Origin of the sequence: Proteus myxofaciens ATCC 19692 (assembly GCF_001654855.1) — a bacterium.
GTDB lineage: Bacteria > Pseudomonadota > Gammaproteobacteria > Enterobacterales > Enterobacteriaceae > Proteus > Proteus myxofaciens.
In genome coordinates this window covers 1-1,354 of the sequence record NZ_LXEN01000183.1, presented here as the reverse complement: position 1 = coordinate 1,354, position 1,354 = coordinate 1, and the positions used below count along the sequence as shown (strand labels likewise).

Annotated in this window: 1 protein-coding gene; it reads right to left on the bottom strand. The window is 30.8% G+C overall.

Features of this window, described 5'->3' with window-relative positions; genetic code table 11:
- Positions 1 to 508 precede the first annotated feature (508 nt).
- Entirely contained in the window at positions 509 to 892 is a 384-nt protein-coding gene (locus M983_RS16520) for a YkgJ family cysteine cluster protein (RefSeq protein ID WP_066753596.1), read from the bottom strand.
- Positions 893 to 1,354 lie beyond the last annotated feature (462 nt).

Below are 1,354 nucleotides of genomic sequence, written 5' to 3'. Positions count from 1 at the left end.
GGACAAGTTGCTGAGGATGTATTATTTTCATGGAAAATAACAGGACATTATACGTATTAATGTCGATGCTTTTATTTTTATGTAAAAAAAATAACAATTATTCAAAATTATTAATAACTAGACAGTAAGACGCCCATACTTATTTTTATAAATCAGTATGGGCGTTATTTTTGGGTAAGAATATTTTCATCTGAAATATTCATAGTCAATCCTCTAAGCCACCTAATAACATACTAACGACAGCAATAGAACAAATAAGGGAAAGAAAAAGAATGAAAAAGGAACTACCGATCATAAAGACCTCCTAAATATGGATTAATTTAAATAAAAAACCTCACTAAAATAAATGTTATTAACAGATTGCTATCTATACTAGCTTATTTAATAACAATGTCAAACTAACATATTATTTATTAAGGGTTTTCTTGTTCATTTTTCTTTTTTTATTGGAATTTTTGTCAAGATGTGAGGTACATCATGATCAGGAGGGGATATCCCCTCTGATACTTTATGCGGAATGAGGAAGGGATATTTCAGTTAAAGGTGGAAGTCCATACGCGGCTCTTGCTCTATCACATGCTTCATTTGGTATGCCATTTTCCCAAGATTGTGCAAACTCACGACAAGGAGAAGGGCGTTGTTCATAGATAGAACAGCTTACACATTCACCTACTTCGCCAACTAATTTTTCACAACGAGGCTGTTTAGAATTAGTGCCTTTCATACAAGAAAGAAACGGAGTCAAAGGCTCTGTTAATTCATCAGGAACCACACCACCACCACTTACTATTTCAGCCCAATAGAAAGAAACTCTAAAATAGGCGCAACAAGCACCACAGTGCATACAGGGATTATCCTGCATATAAATAAAGTCGTTAGAATGTTTGCTCATACCAGATACCGTTTTATCTGACGCTAAAGTATAGAAAGTTTGTTTAATGAAGCTTTGCTAAAAGAGAGTTAGTAGAAAAACGTAACTCTTTTTAGTGGCGTTATTATGCTCCCAATGAAAAACAATATTCAAGAAGAAAATTTGTTATAGAGTGTAAAATTTATTATAAAATAGAGATATATTTTATATAAATGAATAAAGAAGAGTATATCTCTTAATAAAAGTGAATATCATGCTTTTATATATAATAAATTTTAGTTTTTTTTGTATAAAAAAGTTCATAACCTCATCTTTTTTTGAAGAGGTTAGATAAAAAAGTTTTGTTGTATGATGAATTAATAAGAAGAATGTTATTTGATGATTAAAAAGGACCTTTAAAAATAAATAATGCACCAGCGCCAATCAGTAAAAATCCAATAAAATGATTAAGTGTAAAGCTCTCACCCAAGTAGGTAACAGAAA